Raw genomic sequence first — 20260 nt, 5'->3', positions numbered from 1 at the left:
TAACGTTACGTGAGGGTCAAGTATCTAAGCTATAAAAAATATTTATGGTAAATAATTTACATTTTTGATGTTTTATTTATTTAGGTAGTAAAATTTTTTATATTCCATACATTTCCATCTTCCATTTAACATAATGGCTGTTATGCGAATTCAAAATTATTTATAATTTCCCGAAACCTTTACATAATTCTGCGCTGAATACGGCAGAAACGCTTTTTCTTTATCAGTCAGTGGACGCACTTTTTTCACTGGGCTACCCACATACAAATAACCACTATCTAATACTTTGTTGGGTGGAACAAGCGAACCCGCACCTATCATCACATCATCTTCAACAACAACATCATCCAAAATAATCGTTCCAATACCGACTAAAACACGATTACCAATAGTACAACCATGTAATTTCACATGATGACCCACAGTAACGTCCTCACCAATAATGAGCGGTGAACCTTCAGGTTTATCCGCTTTCTTATGACTGACATGCAACATGGAATGATCTTGGATATTGGAATTTTTACCAATCCGAATAAAATTAACATCACCACGGATCACAGCATAAGGCCAGACCGAAACATTCTCAGCCAAGACAACATCACCAATCACTAACGCAGTTGGATCAATATAATTTGTTGTATCAAATTTTGGGTAAGTCTCTAAGTATTTGCGGATACTTTCAGTCATAAAAAATTGCCTGTTTTTATTCATTATAAACAAAAAAGCACCCAAAAGAATTTGAGTGCCTTTATATCTTTAGTCAAGCTGCGAATTAAAATAAATTACTAAAGAACTGTTTGATATGATCAATCATACGCGAGAAGAAACCAGCTTCTTCAACAGCTTGCAAAGCAACAAGCGGCTTCTCCGCAATAACTTTGCCGTCAAGTGTCGCTGTTAATTTACCTACAACTTGCCCTTGTTGAAGAGGGGCATTTAAGTTCGGTTGAACCGCGATTTGAGTCTGAATGGCATTTGCTTGACCTTTTGGCATAGTCACGTTGAAGTTCTCAGCAAGCCCCACACTCACTTGATTAGATTGACCAAACCAAACTTTAGAAGTGGTCAACTCTTTGTGAGCGGGTTGAACACTGACAGTTTCAAAGTTTGCATAACCCCAAGATAACAAATCACGTGTTTGTGTTGCACGTGCTTGCATTGATGGAGCACCAAAAATCACTGAAATTAAACGCATTGGGCCACGTTTAGCTGAAGTCGTTAAACAATAACCAGCTTCAGAAGTATGACCTGTTTTAAGACCATCTACACTCGGATCTGTATATAGCAACGCGTTACGGTTACCTTGCTTGATCCCATTAAAAGTAAACTCTTTTTCAGAGTAAATAGGATAATACTTTGAACTGTCATGAATGATGTGCTTCGCAAGGGTAGCCATATCTTTCGCTGTAGAATAATGACCTTCAGCAGGCATACCTGTTGAGTTCATAAAGTTCGTGTTGGTCATGCCAATACGCTTTGCTTCTTGGTTCATGCTGTGTACAAATGTACCTTCATTACCAGAAATATGCTCAGCCATCGCCTTAGATGCGTCATTACCAGATTGAATGATAATCCCGCGTAACATTTCCAATACGGTTGCTGTGCCGTTGAGAGGTACATACATACAAGATTCTGTACTACTACCACGACACCAAGCAGACTCGTTCATACGAACTTTTTCATCTTCCGTGAGTTCACCGTTCAACAACTTTTGTTCAATAATGAAACTGGTCATCATTTTGGTCATTGAAGCAGGAGCAAGTTTTTCATTTTCATTTTTACTTGCGAGAATTTGACCTGTTTCATAATCCATCAAAACGTAAGACTTGTTATTGAGTTCTGGTGGTGAAGATAAAACAGTTGCTGCATAAGTAAATGAAGGTAATAGTAATAATGCAGCAATGGCGCTTTTTCGGGTCATTCTATGTAGTTCCAATCTTGTATGAACGCAAAAATCAGCTTTGCATTCTAGGACAAAGCAAAGCCGACTTCTAGCAGTGGAGTCGGCTTATTTCAATCGAATTGTAACTATTTCGTGCTCTATTTAACTGAAGACTGATATTTTTTTATATCCTCGCACACTTGTTGATTTGCTTTATCTCCAGCTTTTTTCGCATCTTGTCTCGCTTGAGCTAATGCTTGCTGATAATCCTGTTGTTTAATTAGATTGTTCAGCGTGGTTTGAGGTGAATTTTCGTTAGGTAAATAGTCTTTTAATAGCTTTTGATAGCCTGCTTTAAACGCCGCATCTTCTTCCACTAAACTTGGGCATGATTCTGAAAAGACATAGATTGCAGCGAGTTCATCTTTAGTCACTTTTTGTTGAGTAACTTCGATATTTTCTTTTAAGTCTTGAGCATTGGCGAAAGTGAAACTTGAAAATAACATTGAGCTGTTGATAAATGCGGTTGAAATCAATTGTAAAAAACGGTTTTGCATAAATGACTCAAAAATTAGTAAGTTAGTTATAAGAATAGAATAATCTTTTTTCGTGTTTAAAAAATAGAGAAAGTGTATTAATGCTGTTGGAACTCAGAAAGTAAAGAAGAAAAGTTCAGGTATGAACAGGGGGATGACTACATGCCGAGTTTTCAAGATTAAAGGGTAAGCAGATTTTCAAGATTAAAGGCGTTTAAAACCTCAACATCTATGCGTGTGCTCATTGTTGTGTTGGGGGATTTTGATTAGGCTATCGAACAGATGGGATTACATGAATTGAGTGAATTGTTTTGAATATTTTGATTGCCAACGATGACGGTGTGTTCGCACCAGGAATACAAGCATTAGCACAAGCATTAAAACCTTTGGGTCGAGTGGTCGTGGTTGCTCCAGAAAGTGAGCGGAGTGGTTTTTCAAGTGCATTAACGCTTGATCGTCCATTGCGACCCGTGCAAATTTCAGAAGATGTATGGGCAATTAATGGTACACCAGCGGACTGTGTTTATCTGTCCATGAATGGTCTATTTGATTTTGAATTTGATCTAGTTGTAAGCGGGATCAACAGTGGTGCGAATTTAGGCGATGATGTGTTGTATTCAGGTACAGTTGGGGCCGCGTTTGAAGGCCGACTCATGAAACAACCTGCAATCGCAGTTTCATTGGCTGGTCCAAATGTTCGTTCGTATCAAGATGCTCAAGATTATGCACAAGCTGCAAATTGGGTATATGAGTTTATTAAAAATGGTTTGCCTGAGTTACCACCGCGTCATATTTTCAATATTAATATTCCAGATACGGCTGAAATAAAAGGGACATTGGTGACTTATCAAGGAAGAAGAAAACAAACGAAACCGATTACCACACAAGTGGACCCGAGAGGTCGTCAAGTTGTTTGGATTGGTTTGGCTGGAGAGGCCGTAACAGATCCCGAAAAAAGCCAACTGGGTTATCAGTCAGACTTTTATGCCATTGCAAATGGATATGTCAGTGTGACACCGATCCAAATGGATGCTACCAACTATCAGGTGTTGGCTTCACTTGAATCTCAGTTAGAGCTTTAATTGAACGACCACAGGTAGGATGTGTTATAACTTTGTGAAAAATATATTTGAAACGGTGAATTTAGCATTAATTTTGCTACTCTTAAGCCGAATTCAGTCTTTTTAATCTTTTGTCAGAGAGGGAAATCATGCTTTTGGCCAGACCCAAAACAGTTTTGAAGTTGTCTAAACCATCTATTCACTCAGCATTGATCGCGGTTGCTGTCGCTTCTTTTCTTGGTTTGTCGGGCTGTGCATCGAAACCCCAAATCCACAATTCTGCTCGTTATGCTGTTGCCCCTGACTTCTATACAGTTCGTTCTGGCGACACTTTAAGTAAAATTGCGGCACGTTATGGATTGAGCTATTTGAGCATTGCGGAGATGAACGATATTGCACCGCCTTATCGCATCTATGTAAATCAATCTTTAAGATTAAAACCCTCTGGCAATCGACAAGTGACACGTTCGACCACGCGTCCTTTGACAGCGACTGAAACTCAGATTCAACGTCAAACCATTCAGTTACCAACAAAACCAGCTGTGGTTACGCCACCACCACAAACCACACCAGTACCAGCGGTAACTGCTGCAGTACCGACGACTTCGACTAAAGCAACTTCATTACGCTGGGTGAAACCTTCGAATGGTCCAGTCATTGAAAACTTCAATGTGGCAAGTAATGTCAAGGGATTACGTTTTGGTGGCAATGTTGGTGATCCAATTTTTGCAGCAGCTGATGGTCAAGTGGTTTACGCTGCTGATGGTTTAAAAGAATATGGTAATTTGGTGCTCATTAAACATATTGATGGTTATATCACTGCGTATGCGCACAATAACCGGATGTTAGTGAAGAGTGGGCAAAACGTAAGTGCAGGGCAACAAATTGCAGAAATGGGCTCGAGTGGTGCAACCCGTACGATGCTTGAGTTTCAAGTTCGTTTAGATGGTAAGCCAATCAATCCAGCAAATATTTTGCCAATCAACTGAAGATATTTAGTGCAATTTAACAATTTCTTCGTATAATACAATGAGTTGCTTTTGTTAATTTTTGTTAATTAGAGAAGCATCTCATAATTTCAGAGGGAAATTTATGTTAGATCAACTTCGCTCGATGGGCGTATTTGCATGTGTTGTTGAAAAAAGCTCTTTCAGTGGTGCTGCTCGAGATTTAGGCATTACGACGAGTGCGGTTAGTCAGCAAATTCGTTCACTAGAACAAGAAATGGAAGTAACACTTCTGCACCGTTCCACAAGAAAACTAAGTTTAACGGAAGCAGGGCAGGCCTTTTTTCATAGCTGTCAAGAAATGCTCGCTGCAGCAGAGCGCGGTAAAATTCGAATTAATGAGTTACGAGACGATTTAGTTGGTGATTTACGTATTGCAACAACGCCAGAACTCGGTGCAACCCATGTAGTTCCTGCGTTGTCGCATTGGATTTCGGCACATCGTGGTTTAACCGTTCACTTTGAAGTTGAAAATCAATTTGTCGATTTGATTCAAGAAAGAATCGATATTGCAGTGAGAATGTGTTCTCGCGTGGATGAGTCTAATCACTTATCTTGTCTGCCGCTTGCACGTGTGGATCAAGTCTTGGTGGCTTCACCAAGTTATTTGAATCAAAATGCAGTTATTTCAAGACCTGAAGATTTAGCACAGCATGATTTGATTCCAGTAAATATTGTAAAAAATCAGCAAATGATGACATTTGAACACAGTACATCGCGTGAATTGGTAAATGTGTCCATGGAAAATCGTTTACAGACAAACAATGTTTATGTCGCTAAATCACTGTGCCAAAATGGTCACGGCATTGCGCGATTATTATATCTGGATGTGCAAAAAGAATTAATGAATGGCACATTGGTTGAAGTTTTACCTGAATGGAAGTTACCTGCATACACTTTGAATGCAATGACATTAAAACGTGAACAACAACCAATGAAAATTCATCGCTGCCTAGATGCTTTAAAACAATATTTCAGCCAGTTGCCTGGTGGTCGAGTATTCCAAGAAGCATCTTAAGTGTTCTTCTTAATAAAAAAGCCGCAATATGCGGCTTTTTTATTGATCTTGGCTTAAGCCAAAAAGTTTTTAATCGCTGGAACTAAGCGTTTTAATAAATCATCAGCTTGTTCTTGATTCATATTCAACGCTGGCAACAAACGAACGACATTACCTGCGGTGACATTAATAATTAGATTGTGCTCTATGCGTGCAATATCCACCAACTCTGCGCATGGTTTTGGTAATTCAATACCAATCATCATACCAAAGCCGCGAACAATAACGTTTTGATCTGCAAGTTGTGTACGGAATTGATCAACTAAGTATTGGCCAATTGTTGCTGCATTTTCAACAATATTTTCTTTTTGCATCAAATCGATAATCGTGTAGACAATGCGCGAACCTAATGCAGTACCACTATAAGTTGATCCGTGGTTACCTGCAGTAAGAATACCTACACCTTTACCTTGAGTCATCACTGCACCAATTGGGAAACCATTACCCAAGCCTTTAGCTGTCGTCATGACATCAGGAATAATATTGGTATGTTGATACGCGAAATATTTTCCTGTACGACCGTTACCTGTTTGAACTTCATCTAGCATCATCAACCAATTATGTTGATTACAGATTTGACGAATTTCTTCAAGATAACTAAAACCTTGAGGGGCAGTATTTACACCACCTTCACCTTGGATCGGTTCAACGAGAATCGCGACGATATCTGGATGGTTGATTGCTGCTTCTTCAATTGCCTCAATGTCGCCAAAAGGTACTCGGATAAAACCTTCAACGAGCGGGCCAAAACCTTCTTGTACTTTTTTATTGCCTGTCGCAGAAAGTGTTGCCATTGTACGACCATGGAAAGAATGATCAGCTACAATGATTTTCGGAAGAGCAATACCTTGCAGATGACCATATTTACGCGCAATTTTAATTGCACCTTCATTTGATTCAGCACCACTATTCGAGAAGAAAATTTCTTCCATACCAGATACTTCAGCTAACTTTTGCGCAGCTGCAGTCTGCCAAGGTACTTCATAAATATTACTGGTGTGAATAAGCGTCGCCGCTTGTTCTGCAATTGCTTCTGCCAAAACTGGATGTGCATGACCTAGACCACATACTGCAATGCCAGTCAGCGCATCTAAATATTCTGTACCTTCAGCTGTATAAAGATACGAACCTCGGCCACGCACAAAGCTGATCGGTTGACGGCTGAATACAGGCATCAAATGAGATGGTTGATCAGTTTGAACTGGAGCGAGGGTGATATTGTTCATGTCTAACTCGTATTTGTTAGGTGGAAAATAAAAGTTTATCTAAGCAAAATCTGCTTAAGATTAAAAGCCTAATTGCAAATTAAACTGGAAAAATTTACCAATCCATACTCTTTACGGCGGTTTTAGGTATAATGCAGGCAGAATAGTTGAGGATTTAATCAATGACTGAACAAGTGCGTGATACAGAAGCGTTAATTCGTGATCAAATTGCAAAACATGCAGTTCTTCTTTATATGAAAGGCACACCACAGTTCCCACAATGTGGTTTCTCTGCACGTGCAGTTGAAGCATTGAGCCAAATTGGTCGCCCATTTGCTTATGTAAATATTCTTGAAAACCAAGACATTCGTGCGACTTTGCCACAAATTGCAAACTGGCCAACATTCCCACAATTATGGATCAATGGTGAGTTGATCGGTGGTAGTGATATTATGCTAGAAATGTTCCAAACAGGCGAATTAAAAATGCTCGTGGAGCAATATAGCCCAGCGCCTGAAGCTTAATTTGAGCGCAATAAAAAAAGCACCGATGGGTGCTTTTTTTATTTTGAAAACTTCAAACTAGTTTGAAGTTTCATCAGCGAGTTGAGAAGGTTGTTCTTCAGCATTGATCGCTTTATCTTTTTTAGCTTTGTCTTTTTTCTTCTTTTTTTTCTTTTTCTTTGGCTCTTCTTCAATTTCAGCGCCATCTTCAATGGCTTGCCAATATTCTAGCTGCTCCATGACAGCAGCGTAAATTGATCCTTTGGAATAGCGACCTTTTTTATTTAATTCTCCGACAGGACGCGCCATGAGAATCTCAAGTGCTTGATCAATTGTGTTGATGGCATGAATATGGAATTGACCGGCCTCGACAGCATCAATCACATCTTGACGTAACATTAGATGCTGCATGTTTTGACGTGGAATAATGACACCTTGTTTGCCTGTTAAACCTTGAAGTTTACATGCATCAAAGAAACCTTCGATTTTGGCATTGACGCCACCAATCGGTTGTACTTGACCCAGTTGATTCATTGAACCCGTAATCGCCCATGACTGATCAATCGGCAGTTGGCTGATCGCAGAAATTAAAGCGGAAAGTTCTGCAACGGTTGCACTATCACCATCGACTTGACCGTAACTTTGTTCAAAAGCCAAAGCGGCAGAGAAGTGCAAGGTTTGTTCACGTCCGAAATGTGCTTTCAAGAAAGATGACATTAACAGTACACCTTTAGCATGAAGTGAACCTCCTAACTCCACGCTACGTTCGATATCTAAAATATCGCCGCCACCCTGATACACTGAAGCAGTCAATCGTGATGGTAAGCCAAACTCGACATCTGCGTAGTGAATCACAGACAAAGCATTAATCTGACCGAGTCGATGACCACGCGTTTCGATAAGCTGTGTACCACGAGATAAATCTTGCCAGTACAACTCTCGTAAATAACCTAGACGATATTGGCGGTGTTTGAGCGCAGTGCCGATATGTTCTGCTGTCACCATAGTTGCATTAGATTTGGATGCATGGTGATGAGATTCATGAATCAGATCACCTAAAGTTAAGGCATGTAGTGACAACGAACTCTGATCCTCTGCTTGACGACTTGAGTCGGTCAGTAAAGCAGCCAAGGCAGAACGATCAAATGGAAGTAGTTTAGAGGATTGAACATAGTCTGCAATCAAATGCATATAAGCTTGTTCATTTTCGTCATTACGTTGTAATGTGTCAGTAAAATCAGCTCTGATTTTAAAGATACTTCCTAACTCAGGCTCCACCTCCAGAATCTCATAATAGATTTCTGGTTCAGCCATTAAAATGACTTTCAATTGTAATGGAATCGATGCTGGCTCAATTGAAATGCTGCCCGTCAGCGTTAGCATGTGCTCTAGAGATGAGAGTTTAATTTGACCAGACTTAATCGCTCGTTTGAGTCCTTGCCATGCATAAGGTTGTTCTAAAAGCTGCTCAGCCTCAAGCATTAAAAAACCACCATTGGCACGATGCAGTGCACCAGGTCGTATTAAAGTGAAATCAGTGCTGATAGTGCCATTTTGCGTTAATTGTTCAACATGGCCAAGTAAGTTGTAATGTGTGGGGAAATCTTCAAAGATGACTGGTGCCCCAGAATTTGGCTTGTTGCTAATGACTAAATTTGCTTGGTAACGCGCAGGGACACGGTTAAATAATGCAGGTGAAAAATCACTTTCTTCCTGTTCTAGTACGGTTTCCACATTGTCGATAATATCTTGAGCATATAATTTTAAGTATTGTTCAAGATGTTTGATATCTGGAAATTTATTTAAAATATGTTCCATGCGAGGAATAATGACTTGTTTGGCAATGTCACGATTCAACTCAGACACCATATCACGTGCTTCATCTTCAAGATCACCAATTTGTAAACCTAAACGCTCAAGCTTTTTATCCATATAACGGATATTGGACGCAATTTCAGAACGTTCTTTGCTACTCAGTGCATTGATGTCATCTTGAGACATCTCTTGAATTTTATTGTCTTTAATATGAACAGGAATAAAGCAGTGTTCTTCATTACGACTGATCAACTTTAAATCAAGCTCTTCACCTTCTTTGGTGAGCTCAATCAAAGCTTGTTGTTGTTCATGACCTGTCGTTAAACGAATTTTTTCTATCCGATTGTGATACGTTTCAGCACTAAAACGACGTTCGAGCTGTTTGAAAATGGTTTGCCATGTTTGATGTAGCGTACTTTGAAACTTTGCGCCTTGTCCTGCAGGAAAGTTAAGCGCAATTGGGTTGCGTGCATTTTTGAAGTTGTATACATAAACCCAATCATCCGGTGTAGGCATATCTTTGGCATGTTGTTGGAGTAAGCGCTTAATCATGGTGCGTTTACCCAACCCTGCCGTACCCACAGCAAAGATGTTATAGCCTGAGTATGGAAGGGCAATGCCTGCTTCTACAGATGCTTTAGCACGATCTTGTCCTAAAAAATTATTAAGAGGCTTGATACGTTTTGTAGACGCAGGAATATTGTCATAATTTGGAATATGCGTCAGTTGTTCTGGTTTGAGTGCTGTTGCATTCAAGGTGTTTTGCGTGGCTTCAAGTTCAAATACGGATAGGAGCTTGTTTTGCGAGTTTTGTTCTAAGTTTGTGGATGTCGTGGTTAAAGCTACTGCGGTGGAACTAATTTGATCGTGTCTCTGGGTCACAGGTGAAATCCAAAACTATAATTTACATTTGATAGTTTAAGGTATACAGGTTTAGCCAAAAATATCAAGTTGAGATAGATCAAATTGATGAAATACTCGGTGAAGTTTGCGTAAATTATATTGAAACCAAGCGCATTACAGAGTTGAATAGCGAGAGTACTTTTCACTGAAAATAACAACGCAATGACATCACAATCTTCGTCACCAGAATCAGCTGGATGGACTTCGGCATTTAAAGCCTTTCTTGATCGACGCGCGATCATTATGCTTTTTTTGGGTTTCTCATCAGGTATCCCAATTTTTCTGATTTTTTCAACTCTATCTTTCTGGTTGAGTGAAGCCGGTATTCAGCGTAGTACCATTACCATGTTTTCATGGGCAGCCTTAGCTTATGCCTTCAAGTTCATTTGGGCACCTTTGATTGACCGATTACCATTGCCTTATTTAACAAGGAAATTGGGTAAACGACGAGGGTGGTTGTTGGTTTCACAGATTTTGGTCGCAATTGCTATTTGTTCAATGGCATTTACTGATCCGAGTATTCATGGAGGAAGTGTAGGGCCATTTTCAAGTTTAACGTTCATGGCGATATCCGCAATCTTTCTCGGATTCTCATCAGCGACACAAGATATTATTGTGGATGCTTATCGTATTGAGTTGACACAAGATACGAGTGTTCAGACGGTTATGGCTTCGACTTATAACGCAGGTTATCGAATTGCGACCATCGTAACTCAGCTCGGTGCATTACTCTTCGCTGCATCACTTGGTACAGCCATGGGTAACTATATTTATGAGGCGTGGCAGTCCACCTATTTGCTCATGGCTGGATTGATGATGATCGGGATTATGACGACTTTAGTGATTCATGAACCGGTAGTAAATCAAGAACCTCATCAATATCAAGTAAAGGATTATTTTCAGTTATTTATCGTCTTTGTGATTTCAACAGTAGTCTTCGTTTGTGGGTTTCTCCAATTTGGTGCTTGGATTTCACAGTTAAATATTGATGGTAATTTTTTGTCATTTATCGGGCAAGTTTTACGTTTCTTCGCGAGTGTGGCGTTGGCTGTGTTGGTCGTTTTTGGATTAACCCGAGCAAAACTCATTGATGAAAAAATAGTCGTCGAGACATGGCTATCACCGATTTTAGATTTCTTCAAACGTTATGGTTTGAAAGTTGCGTTAGCTATTTTATTACTCATTGGTTTTTATCGAATTTCAGATATTGTCGCTGGGGTGGTCGCCAATCTTTTTTATCTTGATTTGAATTTTGATAAAGAAGAAATCGCTTGGTTTAACAAGTTTTTCGCCATTTTTTTTGTAATTTTAGGTGGCTTCCTTGGAGGCTTATTAGCTCAGCGTTATAACATTATGAAAATGATGTTGGTGGGCGCTATTGTTGCCAGCACGACCAATCTCATCTTTGTGGGGCTCGTAAAATCTGGACCAACGATGAATCAAGTCTTGGTACAAATGGGAAGTCAACAGCATCAAGTGACTCCTGATGAAGTAGGGAACTGGTCTTTAAAGCTCCCTGCATCTAATTTTGCTGAACATCATAGTATTCAAGTGTTATCCACCCCTGATGGTTATGATAAAGCCCTGAGTGTTGAAATCCCGCTTCAACGCTATTCGAGTCAAGATGATTCTCAGATTTTCATCCAAGCCATTGGAGGGGACGATATTCTCTACCAAGATGAGTTAAGCAAGGATGTCATTATTCGCGGTCAACTCTCGAACTTAAAAGCTGACAGCACACTACAAACACTGAATATTCATATTTCAAATCAGCAAGTGATACCTGCGAAGTTGGATCAAAATAATTGGAGCGTGGTCGTCCCGGGAGACAGTCTAAAAGACCACACTAAATTTACGGTGCAAGCGGTTGTGCAGCATGCAGGTCAGGCGCATGAATTAACCCAAGAACATATTTATAAAACAGTTTCAACGATCCAGCCGAAATCACGTATGACTTTATCTGATCTTCCAGCTGTTCAAGTTGATAGTGATCAAATAGTCGAACTCAAAGGTAAAGTGGTTGTCCCTTATAGCAAGGTGTGGCTGGTGATGGGCATTGTATTTGACAATCTCGCATCAGGACTTGCTGGTGCAGTATTTATTGCATTCCTATCGAGTTTGACTAGCGTTTCATTTACAGCAATGCAATATGCAATTTTTAGTTCATTGATGTTATTGCTTCCAAAGATGATTGGTGGCTATTCAGGTACAATAGTGACAAACTTCGGTTATTCATCATTCTTCTTTATGACTTTTTTAATGGGTTTACCTATTTTGTTACTTGTTATTTGGGTGGCGAAATTGTTAAATCAGTTGAAAAGTACATCTTTCAATCAATAGGTAAATTTTATGCGAATGTTACATACCATGTTACGTGTAGGCAATTTAGAGCGTTCATTGGCGTTCTATACTGAAGTACTCGGTATGACTTTGCTTCGTAAACGTGATTATGAAGAAGGTCGATTCACTTTAGCCTTTGTGGGTTATGGTGATGAAGAAAACAATACTGTTCTTGAGCTAACGCATAACTGGGATACAGACAGCTATGAGCTGGGTAATGCGTATGGTCATATTGCGATCGCAGTGGATGATGCGTATAAGGCGTGTGAAGAAATCAAAGCACGTGGTGGTAACGTTGTTCGTGAAGCTGGACCAATGAAAGGCGGCGTAACGGTAATCGCTTTTGTGGAAGATCCAGATGGTTACAAGATTGAACTTATTCAACAAGACAGTAACGCGAGAAATAATTAAATTTCACTCGCTAATTGGTGAGTAAAATTTAAAAGATAAGCCCAATCAATGTGTATTGGGCTTATTTTCAATTCAGATAGAATAAAAAGAGGGATATGGGGTGCTAAAGCTCTTAGCGTTAGATCGTTTCACGATATTGCTGTTTGTTATGGTGATTTTAGCGTCAGTGATGCCAATTTCAGGTGTTGCTGCTCACTATTTTTCTTATTTCACCACGATTGCAATTGCAATCCTATTTTTTTTACATGGTGCAAAGTTATCACGTGAGGCGGTGATTCAAGGCATTAAACATTGGCAATTACACAGTTTGGTCTTTGCACTGACGTTCGCAGTTTTCCCAATTCTAGGGTTAATGGCTAAACCTGTATTGTTACCTTTGCTTGGACAAGAATTGTATTGGGGCTTCTTGTTTATGTGCTTCTTACCCTCAACAGTTCAGTCTTCTATTGCATTTACTTCAGTAGCAGGTGGTAATGTCGCAAGTGCTGTGTGTAGTGCTTCATTCTCCAATATTATTGGTATGTTTATCACTCCTATATTAGTGACCTTATTTATTTTAGGTCAGTCTGATCATGGGTTCGATCCAACCAATGCGATCGTCAAAATTATTCTGCTGTTATTGGTTCCATTTATTCTGGGACAATTATTGCGTCCTATCGTTTTTCCTCTGATTCAAAAAGCCCCGAGTATTGTCAAAACTTTTGATCAAGGCTCAATTCTTTTGGTGGTGTATGGCGCATTCAGTAGTGCAGTCGTAGCAGGTCTATGGAATGAAGTCAGTGGGGTGACCTTAATGTGGTTAATTATTGCATGCTCTGTGCTTCTGACTTTGATTATGCTTTTAGCCTATCACGCCCCAAAGTGGTTTGGATTTAATCGTGCCGATCAAATCGCTGTATTTTTTTGTGGTTCTAAGAAAACACTCGCAAGTGGAGTGCCTATGGCGCAAATTCTTTTCATTGGACAACCTATGGGGATGATCATATTGCCAATTATGATTTTCCATCAAATCCAATTAATGGTGTGCGGAATTATTGCAAATCATTGGTCCAAGCAAATTGAAAAGTCTTAAAGGAAAAATTCGCTATCTGAAATAAAGTGGCGTATAATGTCGTCCACTTGTTGTGCTTAGCTCTGACGGAAGCCGTCTCGGTGGGCCAAAAGAATGGTCTGTTGTGGTGTTGATCTGCTGTATTTCAGCCTTTCCTCTGCGTCTGTTGTAATGGATGAAGAGAGTGATCAATTGCGATGACAGCTAAAGCCTTCTTAACTCTATGGAGAATCGACCATGCGCGCCGATATTCACCCAAAATACGAAAAATTAGTTGCTACTTGCTCTTGCGGTAACGTAATCGAAACTCGTTCAGCTGTTGGTAAAGAAACACTTTACCTAGACGTATGCTCAGCTTGCCACCCATTCTATACTGGTAAGCAAAAGAACGTTGACACTGGCGGTCGTATTGACAAGTTCAAACAACGTTTTGCTGGTATGTCACGTTCTATCAAACGTTAATACCCAAAATAAAAAAACAGGCGTTCAGCCTGTTTTTTTATGTCCAAAATTTGGAATTAACTTTGATCTTGAACATTCATGAGCTGATCCAATTTACGCTGGTAATAATCACCTTGTAAAAATCTCACGTCGACATTCCACGCGTTGGCAAAGCTATTCATATCATTGAGATTTTTGAGTAATAAATTGACTGATCGATGACTATTGAAGTATTCAATCGCTTGTTTAAAACGTTCAATACCTTCTTCAGTATTTAAATCATCTGTGAATTCTTCATGCAGCGTGAAATTCTGAATATTGGCAACTTTGAGAATGAGATCGCTACATTTACTTAATCCAAACTCACAAACGGCAATATCTGCACCTTGCGCTCTCAATACCTCAATCGCAGGCAGAATTTCATTTAAATGTTGAGCAATGTATTTTTCTTTAAACTGTAAAATCAGTGGTTGAGGTGCTTTTGCTCCTACAATCATGAGCAGTTTTGAAATTAATTCTGCCAATTGATGATGCTTTAAAAGAACATGGTGTCGTAAATTAATAATCAGTTTAGCTTCAGGATATTGTGTTAAAAAATTGTGCAGTTGCTTTGCTGCTTCAACCAAAATCCATCGGTCAATTTTAATAGACAACTCAGGGTCATCCACCAATTCTTCAATATCGTCCAATTGAATCCATTGGTTTTCAAAAATAAACCCACTGCTTACTTCATAGGTATTAAGACTAGTGTCTTCTTTATCATAGATTTGTTGGAACTTTAGCGTAATTTGATCGCGTTCAAGAACTTTACGAAGATGTACTAGGATATCGCCGTGAACTTCGTCTGACTGTACAGGTTCTTCAATTGCTTGAAATACAAATTCTGTTGAATGATCAGGCTCTACTTCAGAAGAAGGTGTATTCAACTGAATAGAGGTCGGCTCATCTGCTTGAGTAACTTCAAAATGAATCTCTTCAATTTCTTCAAGCGTTGTCTCTAAAGCAGCATCATTGCTCAATAAATTGGGTAGGGGTGTGTTATAAGCATTTGCAATGAGCTGTTCAAAATTAACTACATTTAAATCTGACAGTTTGAAGAGACTATAACCAATTTTGACATGCTGTTGATAGGTTTGATCTCCCAGATTGACGAGCCTAGGTTTTTCAAGCGCATGTAGCGCAGAGAGTCTTGATTTTAGAACTTTAATCGTTTCAGCTTGAATGATAGTGGCATACAGGGCTGTTTCAATTTTAAATACAGCGCCATTGGTCTGTTCGAGAATAAAGTCTGAAAGTTTGCCGAAATAGCCTTTAAAAGTATCCCAATCAGAACTCAAGATATAGTCTGGACAACTGGCTAGGCTGAAGATGACTAAAGCATTTTCTTGAGCAGGGTGTTCTTCAAGATGTTGTAAAATTTTTGCCAATGTTGTGTGTGGTGCAATTCTACTGTCTTGGTGAGGTGCAGTCTCAAGTTGAGGACTAAATGGTTGATCATCCTGTTGAAAATGCGTTGAAATCGTAATTTCAATGATTTGATTTTGATCTGTAGGATTACATTCAATTTGGACTGGATTTTGATGTGTTAACTGTGGATTAAGAGAAATCAGTTCAAAAGGTCCATACTCAAATTTACCGAAAGCTAATTTTTTAAATCGTGCTTTAAAAGATTGAATATCCTCAGGTTGTATTAAATCAATGAGCGGGGATCCAATAACGTCATCAAACGTGTTGAAGCCAAATAAATGCGTAAACTCATGGTTGCATTCAACGACAATCCCTTCTTCTATGATTGCAACTGCTTTTTTATGCTCTTCGATCCAATTTTGTTTAATTTGAACATTGTGTTTCAGTTCATCCGTTAATTGCATCTGATTTTTTTGTAAGCGACTAAAAGCCAATGCTCGAATAATTTTAAGTAAACATTGTTCAGGTTGATCAATATTTAAAACATCGTAGATGCCCATCGAAATGAGTTTTACTTCAGACATTTCTAGCGCTTCTGGAGCTAGATAAAGTGTTGGGGTAAAAGCTTTATCAGAATCTGCAAGCAGTCGAAGAAAATGAGTTAAGGTCAGTTCATAGGCACGACCAAACAGAATTAAATCCCAATCTAAATGAAGTTGCTTTTCAAGACTCACTTGATCATCGAGTAGCACTGCTTCTACCTTGTACTCGCGTTTTTCGAGTAAAGAGATAATATGGTTATAACGAATCTGATTATCATCGACAATGAGTAAGCGCATTCCAGATTGCTTTAATTGTGTTGATAGAAGTAGGTTTTTCACTTCAATGCTTCCCATACGTCTTGAAAACGATTTGATTCAAGGTTTTGATGTTGTAAAAATTCATCAATCAGATAATGCTGCTCATCATTAAATAATTCAAATTCAAATTGAACAAAACTTTGTGTGATGAGCATGGTCTTTATCAATTCTACTTTGATATCTTGATCAGTTAAGCGTAAATAAATAGATTGTTGTTCTTTGAAAAACTGTAAATTTGGCAAAATAAGAGAATGCTGTGGAGCATCAATCTTCAAGGTATGTACAAATAAACATGGATGATAATTAAAAGAACTTCGATCTGTATAAACTTTTGCGGCGCAAGGGTGGATGTCGGGTCCAATCACTTCAAGCCCAAGTTCATAGCTTTTTTTAACAGATTGTTTGATCCAACGAATTACACCACCTTTCCATTTGCTGTTCACTCCCTCATTGATCAGGATAAATTCACCAGTTCTTAAATTTGGAGGTGCTTCTTCTTCTAACCAACGTACGCGATAACCATTTAAACTGATATCTAAAACTTGAGCCGCATGGATTTGACGTGCCTGTTTATCTAGAACCTTGTTTGATTTGTCTGTATAGGCATCTGGGTAGTCATTTAAATATGTAAATGCAAACTCGTCTTCTGATTTTGATTTAGGCGGTGTTAGTCGTAAGGTTTCGCTAAAAGTTTTGGTTTTAGAGAGATAATAATGAGCGGTAAGTAAACTGAAACAGAGTTGTAACTGAGCGGAATGTTCATAACGTTCATGTCTGCGTTCAATGGTCGAGCCTAAAACATTTTGTACATGAAATTTAAGAGGCGCAGTTAAATATGCTTTCTCTTTCTTAGATAAATATTCATTGTCCTTTTGAATGGTTAAGTTGACATGCTCAAGCAACGATTGTGTCGCCACGAAAATGTTAGGTTTAAAACTCTCATGGTGTTTTCGGTTGTAAACTGGCGGATGATCTTTAGTGGTATCAATGACGTAACGAGATAAAGCGGTTTCGCGTGGTAAAACTTGCACTAATTGTGCCCAATCCGCTGTGCATTGATAGAGCGCGTAGATCTCAGAAGGACGAATTTGGTGAGTATTAAATATTTCTAATAATAAGACTTGGGCATAGCACTGTTGAATATTTTTTAAAGCGTGATGAGTGCCTTGCAATAAATTAATATTGACCGTGTGTTCTTGGTTTTTTAATGCCAAATCATACAGATAATGGGTCATTAACCATTGCTTAGACAAGGCAGAACGATAAAGCATCTGTTGTTGTACTAGCAATAAACCCAATTGTTGAAGAGCGTAATAACTGGAAAGGAGTCGTGCAGTTTTCACATTACGCTTTTGAGCAAACTTCAAAATAGAAAACTTTTGTTGTTTTAGCTGCATTTCACTGCGCTGTGCAATATCTATGTAGATATCAGCAAATAATGTTCTCAAGCGAGTGGTTAATTCTATAATATCTTTGTTACGTTCAGATAGAAAAAGACCTTGATTTAAAAAGTTTTTTTCAAGTCTCTCTAAAATATTTTCGATCAAAGGGTGTAGCGCTTGAATAAGATCAAAGCGCAATGTTTCCGAACATTTGAGTTCAGCGATTTCATATAGGGCTTTTAACACCGCTTCAGAGGTGTCACCTAATTGCATAATTGAAAGTTGAGATGCCCAAAAACCCAAGTCCTGAACATTTGCATTTGCAAAACTCAGTTGATCTCGAGTCAAGGCAGTAGGATAGTGAAAAATTTCTGAAATCTGAGCCTGAAGCATGTGAATGAGTCTCTAAAAAGTGGCAACTCCATAAAGCGGTGTTTTATTCTGTTCTCCCGCAATTTCTCTAACCAGCTTTGGAACCAAGTATCCAGGCAACCTTGCCAAAACCTCTTTATAGATTGAATCAATAGATTCACTTGGTAAATCAAAATGCTGAGCACCTTTCACTTTATCCAACACATGTAAATAATAAGGCATCACACGCGCATCAAATAATCGATGACTTAGATCAACCAAAATATCAGGATGATCATTAATACCTTTTAATAACACAGCTTGATTCAACACCAAAATATTTTGTTGTGAAATTTGCATTAATTTCGAAGCGGTAAAGTCATCAATTTCAGTAGCATGGTTTGAGTGTACCACTAGAATAATACGTAGCCTACTGTTTTTTAACAGAGAAATAAGTTCATCATCAAGCCGATTTGGGATAACGATTGGAACTCGAGAATGAATACGCAAAATTTTAAGATGTGGAATTGAACTTAATCTATCGATCCAAACGGCAAGTTTACGATTTGAAAGTGTTAGGGGATCCCCTCCGCTTAAGATCACTTCATTGATTTCTGGATGAGTGAGTAAGTAGTCTTGTATTTTTTTCCAGTCGTCATTTTTAGGTAAATTTTCTTGATATGGAAAATGACGTCTAAAACAATAACGACAATGAACAGCACATGCACCTGTTAAAGTCAGTAAAAAACGTGACTGATATTTATGTAATACACCTGGAATTAAATTGGCAGCCTCCTCATCAAGGGGGTCTGTCACAAAATCAGGATGTTCATTTAACTCCAGATGATGAGGGAGTACTTGAAGTAACAGTGGATCATCAGGATTAGATTTTTGCATCTTCGCGACGAAGGCGCGAGGGACTCTTAATTTAAATTGGGCTGATGCCAAAATTGCACCATGTATTAAATCTTCAGGTTGCAATTCCAAGAGTTCAATGAGCTCATGTGGGTCAGTGATTAAATCGCTGAGTTGATTTTGCCAATGTTGCTCTTGATACAAATAGTGGGTCATACAGTTTAAATTTAGAGGGAGATGAAAGGCTTCATTTTAAATCAAAACCCATTGAAAAACTCAGTTGTGTCCTGATTAAGCCTTCTTTATTGAATGTTGGGATGAAAATACTCAAGCCTAAAGATGATCAAATTAAGTCTACAACAGTAGTTCTGCATGGAACTTAGACAGCTTAAACGTTGTATTTCGGAATTTATCATTGCGGCAGAGTAGGTTGGTCATTTAGAATACGCAGCATAAATGCATGTGCATGTGGCATATCATGCACCTGTCAGCCTTGCTAAATGACAGTGTAGCAGCCCATCGCATTAATAGATTAAAGTTAGTAAGTTTGGAGTGAGCCTCTCATGGCCTATTATTCTACGAACGATTTCAAGTCTGGCCTTAAGGTAATGCTTGATGGTAACCCATGCTCAATCATGGAAAACGAATACGTTAAACCAGGTAAAGGCCAAGCGTTCAACCGTGTTAAATTACGTAACCTTAAATCAGGTAAAGTATTAGAAAAAACATTTAAATCTGGTGATTCTTTAGAAGCAGCAGATATCGTAGAAGTAGAAATGGACTACTTATACAACGACGGCGAACTATGGAACTTCATGGATCCTGTGACTTTCGAGCAAATTGCGGCTGACAAAGTTGCAATGGGTGATGCTGCGAAATGGTTGAAAGACGATTCAAACGAAAAATGCACAATCATGTTATGGAATGGTGTTCCTTTAACAGTGAATGCACCTAACTTCGTGGTATTAAAAATTGTTGAAACTGATCCAGGCGTACGTGGTGATACTTCTGGCGGTGGTGGTAAACCAGCGAAACTTGAAACAGGTGCTGTAGTACGTGTTCCATTATTCGTACAACAAGAAGAAAGCGTTCGTGTTGACACACGTACTGGTGAATACTTAGAACGTGCATAATGGTGTAAATTTATACTATTATCGAAAGGGATGATGACAATCATCCCTTTTTTAATGCCA

At 38.8% G+C, this 20260-nt stretch carries 17 protein-coding genes; 9 read left to right on the top strand and 8 right to left on the bottom strand.

Annotated elements, in window-relative coordinates; genetic code table 11:
* Positions 1 to 156 precede the first annotated feature (156 nt).
* The 3 genes from AC1M9N_RS02905 to AC1M9N_RS02895 all read right to left on the bottom strand — a co-directional run bounded on the left by AC1M9N_RS02905 (position 157) and on the right by AC1M9N_RS02895 (position 2439).
* Positions 157 to 687, bottom strand: coding sequence for a gamma carbonic anhydrase family protein (locus AC1M9N_RS02905; RefSeq protein ID WP_481954245.1), 531 nt, complete (start codon positions 685 to 687; stop codon positions 157 to 159).
* Between the two features lie 85 nt (positions 688 to 772).
* Positions 773 to 1921, bottom strand: a complete 1149-nt coding sequence (dacC, locus tag AC1M9N_RS02900) for a D-alanyl-D-alanine carboxypeptidase PBP5/6 (protein WP_035270478.1) — start codon at positions 1919 to 1921, stop codon at positions 773 to 775.
* A 119-nt stretch (positions 1922 to 2040) separates the two neighbouring features.
* Entirely contained in the window at positions 2041 to 2439 is a 399-nt protein-coding gene (locus AC1M9N_RS02895) for an MCR_0457 family protein (RefSeq protein WP_481954244.1), read from the bottom strand.
* Between the two features lie 290 nt (positions 2440 to 2729).
* On the opposite strand from AC1M9N_RS02895, the gene surE reads away from it, so the two are divergent.
* The 3 genes from surE (at position 2730) to AC1M9N_RS02880 (ending at position 5504) form a co-directional block, all read left to right on the top strand.
* The gene (gene surE / locus AC1M9N_RS02890; RefSeq protein WP_035270482.1) at positions 2730 to 3500 is read left to right on the top strand and encodes a 5'/3'-nucleotidase SurE; all 771 of its coding nucleotides are present in this window, start codon (positions 2730 to 2732) and stop codon (positions 3498 to 3500) included.
* 128 nt (positions 3501 to 3628) lie between these two features.
* A complete protein-coding gene (locus AC1M9N_RS02885; protein ID WP_179998373.1) occupies positions 3629 to 4468 on the top strand; it encodes a peptidoglycan DD-metalloendopeptidase family protein in 840 nt (279 codons plus the stop codon).
* 103 nt (positions 4469 to 4571) lie between these two features.
* Entirely contained in the window at positions 4572 to 5504 is a 933-nt protein-coding gene (locus tag AC1M9N_RS02880) for a LysR family transcriptional regulator (protein ID WP_179998372.1), read from the top strand.
* Between the two features lie 53 nt (positions 5505 to 5557).
* Here the strand turns inward: AC1M9N_RS02880 and AC1M9N_RS02875 are convergent, their stop codons facing one another.
* Entirely contained in the window at positions 5558 to 6769 is a 1212-nt protein-coding gene (locus AC1M9N_RS02875; protein WP_481954243.1) for an acetylornithine/succinylornithine family transaminase, read from the bottom strand.
* 161 nt (positions 6770 to 6930) lie between these two features.
* Here AC1M9N_RS02875 and grxD point away from each other — a divergent pair, with 161 nt between their 5' ends.
* Positions 6931 to 7272, top strand: coding sequence for a Grx4 family monothiol glutaredoxin (gene grxD / locus AC1M9N_RS02870; RefSeq protein ID WP_481611700.1), 342 nt, complete (start codon positions 6931 to 6933; stop codon positions 7270 to 7272).
* A 57-nt stretch (positions 7273 to 7329) separates the two neighbouring features.
* On the opposite strand, the gene AC1M9N_RS02865 is transcribed toward grxD, so the two are convergent.
* On the bottom strand, positions 7330 to 9948 hold the full coding sequence (locus tag AC1M9N_RS02865; RefSeq protein WP_481608335.1) for a Lon protease family protein: 2619 nt from the start codon (positions 9946 to 9948) through the stop codon (positions 7330 to 7332).
* A gap of 183 nt (positions 9949 to 10131) precedes the next feature.
* Here AC1M9N_RS02865 and AC1M9N_RS02860 point away from each other — a divergent pair, with 183 nt between their 5' ends.
* The 4 genes from AC1M9N_RS02860 (at position 10132) to rpmE (ending at position 14233) form a co-directional block, all read left to right on the top strand.
* Positions 10132 to 12309 (top strand): AmpG family muropeptide MFS transporter, encoded by a 2178-nt coding sequence (locus AC1M9N_RS02860; RefSeq protein WP_481954242.1) that lies wholly within the window; start codon positions 10132 to 10134, stop codon positions 12307 to 12309.
* A gap of 9 nt (positions 12310 to 12318) precedes the next feature.
* The gene (gene gloA, locus AC1M9N_RS02855; RefSeq protein ID WP_481588447.1) at positions 12319 to 12720 is read left to right on the top strand and encodes a lactoylglutathione lyase; all 402 of its coding nucleotides are present in this window, start codon (positions 12319 to 12321) and stop codon (positions 12718 to 12720) included.
* A 100-nt stretch (positions 12721 to 12820) separates the two neighbouring features.
* Positions 12821 to 13792 (top strand): bile acid:sodium symporter family protein, encoded by a 972-nt coding sequence (locus tag AC1M9N_RS02850; RefSeq protein ID WP_481954241.1) that lies wholly within the window; start codon positions 12821 to 12823, stop codon positions 13790 to 13792.
* A 216-nt stretch (positions 13793 to 14008) separates the two neighbouring features.
* Positions 14009 to 14233 (top strand): 50S ribosomal protein L31, encoded by a 225-nt coding sequence (gene rpmE, locus AC1M9N_RS02845; RefSeq protein WP_004971624.1) that lies wholly within the window; start codon positions 14009 to 14011, stop codon positions 14231 to 14233.
* Between the two features lie 56 nt (positions 14234 to 14289).
* On the opposite strand, the gene AC1M9N_RS02840 is transcribed toward rpmE, so the two are convergent.
* The 3 genes from AC1M9N_RS02840 to epmB are packed head-to-tail and all read right to left on the bottom strand — an operon-like array spanning position 14290 to position 19283.
* Positions 14290 to 16500, bottom strand: a complete 2211-nt coding sequence (locus AC1M9N_RS02840) for an EAL domain-containing protein (protein WP_481954240.1) — start codon at positions 16498 to 16500, stop codon at positions 14290 to 14292.
* Positions 16497 to 18254 carry a GTPase gene (locus AC1M9N_RS02835; protein WP_481954239.1) on the bottom strand — a complete coding sequence of 586 codons (1758 nt, stop codon included), beginning with the start codon at positions 18252 to 18254 and terminating at the stop codon, positions 16497 to 16499. The genes AC1M9N_RS02840 and AC1M9N_RS02835 overlap by 4 nt, the downstream gene beginning before the upstream one ends.
* Positions 18255 to 18266: 12 nt before the next feature.
* Positions 18267 to 19283, bottom strand: a complete 1017-nt coding sequence (epmB, locus tag AC1M9N_RS02830) for an EF-P beta-lysylation protein EpmB (protein WP_481596850.1) — start codon at positions 19281 to 19283, stop codon at positions 18267 to 18269.
* Between the two features lie 347 nt (positions 19284 to 19630).
* On the opposite strand from epmB, the gene efp reads away from it, so the two are divergent.
* Positions 19631 to 20200: an elongation factor P gene (efp, locus tag AC1M9N_RS02825; RefSeq protein WP_035265851.1), complete on the top strand. Its 570-nt coding sequence runs from the start codon at positions 19631 to 19633 to the stop codon at positions 20198 to 20200.
* Positions 20201 to 20260 lie beyond the last annotated feature (60 nt).

Source organism: Acinetobacter sp. ANC_7655, from assembly GCF_056784015.1.
This window is presented reverse-complemented; position numbering and strand designations above follow the sequence as displayed.